The organism is Actinomycetota bacterium, from assembly GCA_035540895.1.
In the GTDB taxonomy this organism is placed as follows: Bacteria; Actinomycetota; JAICYB01; order JAICYB01; family JAICYB01; genus DATLFR01.
The window spans coordinates 1-8,114 of sequence record DATLFR010000196.1 but is presented as its reverse complement, the minus strand read 5'-3'; the positions used below and the strand labels follow the sequence as shown (position 1 = coordinate 8,114).

Sequence of the window (8,114 nt, the reverse complement as noted above, 5' to 3'; positions counted from 1 at the left end):
CTCCTGACCGGTGACGGTGGCAGACCCGTGGTCGAGGAGGTCTTCCCGGGTCCGCTCAGCGTCATAGACACGTTCTCCGACCCCGAGGCCGACAGGATGCTCCTCCGGGTGCTCAACGAGGAGGGGGAGTCCTGGTGGGTGTTCGACGGGTCTACCTCCGCCTACGTCGGGGTCGTGGGCACCACGCTTGCCCCCACCGGCACTGTGTCCGGCCTGGACGGCACGACGGGGCGTCTGTACACGCTAGCGCCACCGACACGGAGCGGACGCCAGGAGAACGCGGGTGGCCTCCTCGTTACGGACGCGCGCCGGTCGCCCGTTCCTCAGGCGCTCGCGTTTGAGGAATACGCGGGGAGCGGTCTGCTCCGGATCGTGGCCGATAGCGGTGAAGATGAGCGGCCCACACGCGTGTTCGTCCGGCGAGGAAATGAATCAGAGTTCACCGTCTACCATGACACCGTCGAGGTGTCGGAGGATCCGCCATTAGCGGACCAGGACCGCTTCACGACCGACGCGGTCGAGGGCGCGGGGGCCGTCGGTAGCAACTTCACCGGGACCGGCCATGGCTACGGGCTCCGGTCGCTGCTGGTCGGTGGCGCTGAAGCGGCGCCGCCCGGCGGACCCAGTATCGGGGCCATCAGGCCCGGCAGGTTCGGTCCGGCGGCGCTCGGCTCACCCTGTTCACGCAACGACCGAGAGATCGTGTTCGGCTACGTGAAGCAGGCGGCGCTGTCGAACAATCTAGCGGGAGCCACGGCGGCGTCTATGGACGCCGACCCCGGCACGAAGACGGACCTGGCCGAAGCCGTGTCTAGATGCTGGCCCCGGCCGCAACAGCCTGGGGGCGCCGACCCGCTGAAGCCGTTCTGGCCGCGTCCGGACGTCGACCGCGACGGGGACGGGTCCAACGATCTCGACGAGGTGGCGGGCCGTCCGTGGCCCACACGGCCCGCGGAGTGTTCCAACGACGGACAGGAGCGCACCGACACCGAGAACCTCGCCGGGTACGAGGCCTCGGTCAGCTGCCAGCAGAGCGGCGACCCCGCGCAGGTGCTCGCGAGCGGGCGGAGCACCAACCTGGTCCTCGGGGGTGTAGCGGTGGCCGAGACCGCCTCACAGGTCCTCCTGCGCCGCGAGCCCAAGCGCGGCCTGGTCATCCGAAGTGAGTCCTGGGTGAGAGGCATCGACGTCGAGGGGGTCTTCCGGATCGAGGCCGCGGGCGTCATCGCCGAGGCATTCGCGGGGGGCAGACCGGGCACGGCGGGCACGTCGTTCAAGCGGGTGCTCTGCGGCATCGAGGTGCCGAGCCAGGGGGTGTCCGAGGACGCGTGCGTCATCCAGGAGAACGCGTTGACGCCGACCGTCGAAGGGCAGCTGGGCAAGGACCCCGTCGAGACCCAGCTGAACCGGGCGCTGTCGGGCCGGGGCCGCGTCACCTTCCCCAACCCCGACCCCGGCCTCAGCCGGGGCACGCCGGGAGGCTACCTCGCCTCCGTCCAGAAGGACCGCGGCCAGGAGGTGTCATCCCGGGCGATCAACAACGACGCCTCGACGCAGGTGCCGGCCATGGAGATCACCCTGTACAACGACGACCCGACCCTGGGACGCGGGCGTCAGATCTACCAGATAGCTGGTGCGGACGCCTCGGCCACCTTCGGCATCTACCTCCTCGATGCCCTCGGCATAGACGACTTCGACGTCGCCGCCGCCGGTGACTTCCCCGAGGTGGCCCTCCCGGAGCTGTTGTCCGAGATCTCGTACGGACCCCTTCCCCCCGTGGGCGCGCCTCCCGCGCCCGCCGCGGCCGAGCTCGGCAACGCGATAGTCGAGGCGCTCAAGCGGTTCGCGTACGGCGTCGGCTTCCTGCTGCGCAACCCGCGCGAGGCGGCGCTCGCGACGTTGATGTGGATGCTGCTGGCGGCGCCCGTCTACCTCGGTCTGCGCCGCCGCTTGTGGCTCACCGGTATCGGCTGACCGAACCACATGGAGAGACGATGATCCTTCTGTTCGCAGGGATAGCGATAGGGGTGCTGATCGGTTCGTACCTTACCGGCAGGCACCAGCCGCTCTTGTACCTCGCGCTGGCCGGACTCCTCGGGAGCGTGGTCGTCTACGACCGGGCCGCCCCGGACGCCGGGGCACTTGCGTCGGGAACTGGCCCAGGCGCCGGCACGACGTTGGGCGAGGGCGTCGAGGGTGGAGTGGAGGGAGCGGGTCCGGACGCGGCCGCGGGGGCGGGAGCCGAGGCCGGCGGGGTCGCCGGACCGGCCGGTCCGGGGGGTCAGCTGACCCAGCCGGCCGGGCTGTCCTGCGACCGGGAGCGCAACGGCGGCGCCACCGACACGGGCGTGAGCAAGGACAAGATCAAGCTGGCTGCGACCGTGGTGCAGTCCGGGATCGGCGCATCGTTCCTCGGGCAGTCTCCGGTTGGGATGCAGGCCGTCGTCCGCAAGGTCAACTCGCAGGGCGGGGTGTGCGGGCGCCTCCTCGACCTGAAGCTCGTCGACGACGGGTGGGAGGCCCCCCGCGGGCTCACGTTCATCCGCAACTTCATCAACGAGGGGACCTTCGCACTGCCGGTCACCCCGTCGTCGGAGGGGCTGACCGCGGCCATCGAGTCGAAGGACATCTCCAACGCGAAGATCCCCGTGGTCGGGACGGACGGGATGCTCATCCAGCAGTACCGCGACCCCTACGTGTGGCCCGTCGCGACCGCGACGATCTCGACGATGCGGGTGATGGCCCGTCACGGATACGAGAAGGGCGCCCGTCGGTTCGGGATCGTCTACGACAAGTTCTACAAGTTCGGACGGGAGGGGGCCGAGGCGTTCAAGGACTACCTGGAGAAGCAGCCGGGAGCCCAGATCAAGGCCTACACCGGCATCCTCCCCGGGCAGGCGTCCTACAGCTCCGATATCCAGTCGTTCAACAGCGCTTGTAACGGGGAGTGCGACATGGTCGCCCTCCTCCTCGAACCCTCGACGGCCGAGACGTGGATCGCCGGGCGTCCTCAGTTCGGGACGATGATCACGTCCGGCTCCCAGACCCTCTTCAACGAGCGGTTCGCGTCCAACTGCGGCAAGCCGTGCGCCGGGATGCTCGTCTGGACCGGCTACAACCCTCCGGTCGGCAACCTCGCCTCGACGCCCGCTATCGCGGCCTACGTGCAGGACGTGAAGAGCGTCTCCCCGACGGTCGACGTCACGAACCAGTTCCTGCAGGGGTCGTACCTGGGGATGACGGTATTCGTCGAAGCCCTCAAGAAGGTGGGTCCTCAGCTGACCCGGGAGCGCCTGAAGCAGGCCCTCGATTCGATGGACTACCCGGCGGGGATCTCCTCACAGCTCGCGTGGAAGCCGGGCAACCACCACGCCAACATCCGGGCCCAGGCCTTCTCGATCGTGGTCGCGCAGGGGTCGTTCGCGGGGTTCCGTGACGAGCAGACGGGGTTCATAGCCGACCCGGCGCTGGGCAACTGATGCAGGTCCTCACGGCGGTACTGCTGTCCCTGGGCAACATCGGGGCTTACGCGATCCTCGCCGTGGGGATCGTCATGATCTACCGCGCGTCCCGGGTGCTGAACCTGGCCCACGGGGCGATGGCGATGATCCCGGCCTACGTGGTCTACACGCTGAACACGCAGCTGCGGGTCCCTGCGGCGGTCGCGTTCGTGCTCGGGGTAGCGTCCGGGGGGCTGCTCGGGTACGGCGTCGAGAAGGTCTTCATCCGGCGCCTCAGGGCCCAGTCGACGACTGCCCAGACGGTCGGGACGGTGGCCGCGCTCGGTCTGCTGGTCGCGGCCGCCGCCAAGATCTGGGGGACGACCGGCCTCCCGTCCGTTCGCATGTTCCCCGATGGTTTCGTGAGCGTCGGACAGTCCTCGATCAACTACGGGGAGTTCGGTCTGTTCGCCGTCATGCTCGTCGTCACCGGCGCGCTCTTCGTATTGTTCACCCGGACCGATATCGGGCTCGTCATGCGCGGGACGGCGGAGAACCGCCGGGCCGCTGCGCTCATGGGGGTGAACCCGGACCGCGTCACCGCGCTGGCGTGGATCATCGGAGGGGGCCTGGCCGGGTTGTCCGGGATCCTCCTCGCCTCCAACACGACCAACCTCCATCCGTACGTCCTGTCGTTCCAGGCGCTCTTCGGGTTCGTCGCCGCGCTGATCGCCGGGATGGCCAGCCTGCCGGGCGCCGTCGGAGGCGCGGCGGTCGTCGGCATCGTGCTCGGCCTCGTCCCGATCGCGGGGGCGGTGGGGCAGCTCCAGGGGGCGCCTCAGCTCCTGCTGGCCGTGATCGCCATCGCCGCGATGGCCTACCGCGGCCGCAGCATCGTGGGCGGCGAGGACGTGCGGGGCGCAGGTGCGATCGCGCGGGGCAACGACACCGGCCCGACCCTCGCAGACCTCCCCGGACGACGTGTCCTCGCGGTGATCGGGGTGTTCCTGTTCGTCGCCGCGCCCTTCAAGCTCAGCTACGCGCTGCTCGGGTCCACGAACAGGGGTGCGATCTTCGCGATAGTGGCCGCCTCGCTCGTGATGCTGACGGGCTGGGTGGGCCAGATCTCGCTCGGACACGCGGCTTTCGTCGGCGTGGGAGCCTACGCCACCGGGTGGTTCGCACAGGGTTTCGGCATCCCCTTCCCGCTCAACCTCCCGCTCGCCGCTCTGTCCGGGGCGGTCATCGCGCTCGGTCTCGGGGCGGTCGCGGTGCGCGTACGCGGACTGTACCTCGCCGTGGCCACGCTGATCTTCTCCTGGACGGCGAGCGAGTTCCTCTTCCGTCAGCCGTGGTTCACGAAGCACGGCTCGATCGACGCGCGTCCCATCGGACGACCGGGCACCTTCCCGTACTTCGACTTCTCCGACCGGCGCGTCTTCTACTTCGTCGCCTGGGCCGTGGCCATCGCCACCCTCTACGCGGCGTCCAACCTCCGCAACTCGAAGACGGGACGAGCCTTCTTCGCGGTCCAGGGGTCGGAGATGGCCGCCGCGTCGCTCGGGATCAACGTGGTGCGCTACAAGGCTCTCGCGTTCAGCCTGTCCGGGGCGATGGCGGCCACCGCGGGGAACCTGGTCATCGTCGACGCCCGAGCTATCGTTCCCGACCAGTTCTTCATCAACGTGTCCCTGCTACTGCTCTCGATCGCCGTGGTGGGTGGATTGGCCAGCCTCGGGGGCGCGGTCGCCTCGGCTCTCGTGTTCGCATCGCTGGATTACCTGTTCTTCCGGATCCAGGCGCTGAGCGGGCTGCTCGAGGTCACGTCCGCCCTGCTGCTCGCCGTCGTCCTGCTCGTCTACCAGGGCGGTCTCGCGGCCGCCGGGCGCCGGCTCGTGCGGCTGGTCTGCGAGAGCGCCCGGGCCACCGCCGTCCTGCGGCTCGTGGACCGCGCGACCGACCAGGTCCTCGACGACGTGGCCTGGCTGGCCGGGTTCATGCGCGACCGATGGCGGATACGGCTGAGCAGATGGGGGATAGAACCCCCCGTGCCGGCCGCGGCCGCCGCGGGGGTGGGGTCCGTGGAGGTCGAGGGGGGCGAAGAGCCGGGGCGGCCCGGGCCATTCGCTTCGCTCGTCCGTTTCGTACCGCGCGTCTCCCGCGCCGTGACGAACGGCAACGGGAGCCCCTCCCTGGTGCACCTGGAGCCCGAGCGCATCGAGGGACGGCGGGATGCCCCCGTCGTCCTGCGAGCGGACGAGGTCACGGTCAGGTTCGGGGGCCTCACCGCCGTCGACGACGTCTCGCTCGAGGTGCGCGAGGGGGAGATCGTCGGGTTGATCGGTCCGAACGGCGCGGGCAAGTCGGTGACGTTCAACTCGGTGGCCGGGCTGGTCGTTCCGACGGCCGGGCGGATCTGGCTGCACGGCACCGACGTGAGCGAGCTACCCGTGCACGAGCGGGCGGCGATGGGGATCGCCCGCACCTTCCAGGCCATCCAGCTCTTCCCTCAGCTGTCCGTCTTCGACAACCTGCTCGTTGCGACCCACCTACAGAACCGGACCGGGTGGGCCTCCCACGTGGTCGTGAGCCACCCGTCGATCCAGGCCGAGCGCGAGGCCCGGCAGCGCGTGAGCGAGGTCGTCGAACGGCTCGACCTGACCGAGGTAGCCGACCGGCGCGTGGGGGACCTCCCGTTCGGGGTGCTTCGCATCGTGGAGGTGGCGCGAGCCCTCGTGACCGGGTTCCGGTTCATCATGCTCGACGAGCCCGCGTCCGGACTCGACGGCACGGAGACCGAGGGGCTGACCGAGGTGCTGCGACGGCTGCGCGACGAGGAGGGCATGACGCTCCTGTTGATCGAGCACGACGTGAAGATGGTGACCTCGGTCAGCGACTACATGTACGTGCTCGACCGTGGGCGGATGATCGCCCAGGGGGTGCCGGACGTCGTGAAGCGCGACCCGCAGGTGATCGCCGCCTACCTGGGCAAGCCCGTTGAGGAGATGGTCGGGGTGGGGTCGTGAGCCTGCTGTCCGTGCGCGACCTCGACGTGCACTACGGTGCCGTCCAGGCCCTGCGCGGCGTCTCGCTCGAGGTGAACGAGGGGGAGATCGTCTCGATCCTCGGCTCCAACGGCGCCGGGAAGACCACCACGCTGCGCACCGTCTCCGGGCTGATCAAGCCCAGTGCGGGCGAGATCCTGTTCTGTGACGAGCAGATAGGAGGTCTCCCCGCCTACGAGGTGATCGGCCGCGGCCTCGCACACCTCCCCGAGGGGCGTGACCTCTTCCCGACGCTCACCGTGGAGGAGAACCTGCGCTTCGGCTACTGGACGAAGCGCAAGGACCCGAACGGCTACAAGGACGGGCTCGAGCGGGCATTCACCTTCTTCCCCAAGCTCGCCGAGCGGCGGCAGCAGGCGGCCGGGACGATGTCGGGCGGCGAGCAGCAGATGCTCGGGGTCGCCCGGGCCCTCATGTGCCGCCCCAAGCTGCTCGTCGTCGACGAGCTCTCGCTGGGGCTGGCACCCCTCATCGTCCAGCAGCTCTTCGAGATCCTGCGGAAGGTGAACGCCGAGGGCACCGCGCTGCTGATCGTCGAGCAGTTCGTGCACATGGCCCTGGAGAACAGCCACCGCGCCTACGTGCTCGCGAAGGGAGAGGTCGTCCTGCAGGGCAGCTCGCGGGACCTACTCGACGACCCGGAGGTCATCGCCGCCTACCTCGGGGAGTCCGAGGCGGCGGCCTCGGCCGGAGGACGTTGATGCGCCGGCTGCTCGCCGTCGTGGCGGCTCTGGCCGCGTTGGGCTGCGGGACGCCGGATGGTGAGGTCACCGGCGCGGGGTTGCGTCCCGCCGCGACCTCATCGGCGTCGGAGGCCGCCCCCTCCGGCGCGGCCCCGGCGCCCGTCGCCGATCGGGAGCCCGTGCGCGACCTCATCGGCCAGGACGCCCTGGAGCCCTTCCCCGGCCAGCGGGCCCCCACGACGTACCCGACGAACACCATGCGCCTCGATGTGGCCGTCGTGCCCCGGTGCGGCACGCCTGGGACGAGGATGCGAGCGGTTATCGAGACAGAGCCCAACGTGATCATCGGGATCGCGACCGAGTACGCGAGCTACGCGGAGCCCGACATGCCCGGGGCCCCCGCGTACTCCGACCCCCGTGGACGGTACGAGTGGACATGGATCCTGCGCCCCGAGACGCCTCGCGGCCCGGCGTTCCTGAAGGTCGCCGCCGGCCGCTCCGGCGTGGGCGAGGCCGCGGCAGAGGTGCCCTTCATGGTCGCGGAGGCCTGCTGACCGAGCGGCTGCGATCCCGCGGCGTCACGGCGCTGCTCGCCCTCCTCGTGGCGCTGGGTGGCTGCGCCGACCCGGAGCCCGAGGGCGGGGGGTTGTCCGACGGGTGCCGGGAGAGGTTCGCCGGGATCGAGCGGGAAGAGCTCAACTTCACGCCCCACAGCGTCCGCGGCGGCGACCAACGATGGGAATGCGGCCCCCTGGACGTCGAGGTCACCGGCGACTACGAGGTCACCGCCTCAGGGGTCGAGAACCTGGTCTCCGTGGACACGTTCTTCGGCGGGGACGTACCGCAGCAGGCGACGTTCCTCGCCGTGGCCATGCTCACCCACCTCGACGCGCCGGACGGGAGCCGCTTCCAGGTCGGATTCAACG

The 8,114-nt window shown here is 70.0% G+C and carries 6 protein-coding genes; all 6 read left to right on the top strand.

Annotated features, from left to right (window positions below; all coding sequences use genetic code 11):
• Positions 1 to 1,974: hypothetical protein (locus VM840_11190; protein ID HVL82140.1), on the top strand; the 1,974-nt coding region annotated here is incomplete at its 5' end.
• 20 nt (positions 1,975 to 1,994) lie between these two features.
• Positions 1,995 to 3,479 (top strand): ABC transporter substrate-binding protein, encoded by a 1,485-nt coding sequence (locus tag VM840_11185; GenBank protein HVL82139.1) that lies wholly within the window; start codon positions 1,995 to 1,997, stop codon positions 3,477 to 3,479.
• Positions 3,479 to 6,466, top strand: a complete 2,988-nt coding sequence (locus VM840_11180; GenBank protein ID HVL82138.1) for an ATP-binding cassette domain-containing protein — start codon at positions 3,479 to 3,481, stop codon at positions 6,464 to 6,466. The genes VM840_11185 and VM840_11180 overlap by 1 nt, the downstream gene beginning before the upstream one ends.
• Positions 6,463 to 7,206, top strand: coding sequence for an ABC transporter ATP-binding protein (locus tag VM840_11175; protein ID HVL82137.1), 744 nt, complete (start codon positions 6,463 to 6,465; stop codon positions 7,204 to 7,206). Before VM840_11180 ends, VM840_11175 begins: the two co-directional genes overlap by 4 nt.
• The gene (locus VM840_11170) at positions 7,206 to 7,742 is read left to right on the top strand and encodes a hypothetical protein (GenBank protein ID HVL82136.1); all 537 of its coding nucleotides are present in this window, start codon (positions 7,206 to 7,208) and stop codon (positions 7,740 to 7,742) included. The genes VM840_11175 and VM840_11170 overlap by 1 nt, the downstream gene beginning before the upstream one ends.
• A 92-nt stretch (positions 7,743 to 7,834) precedes the next feature.
• The coding region (locus VM840_11165; GenBank protein ID HVL82135.1) for a hypothetical protein at positions 7,835 to 8,114 on the top strand (280 nt) is incomplete at its 3' end.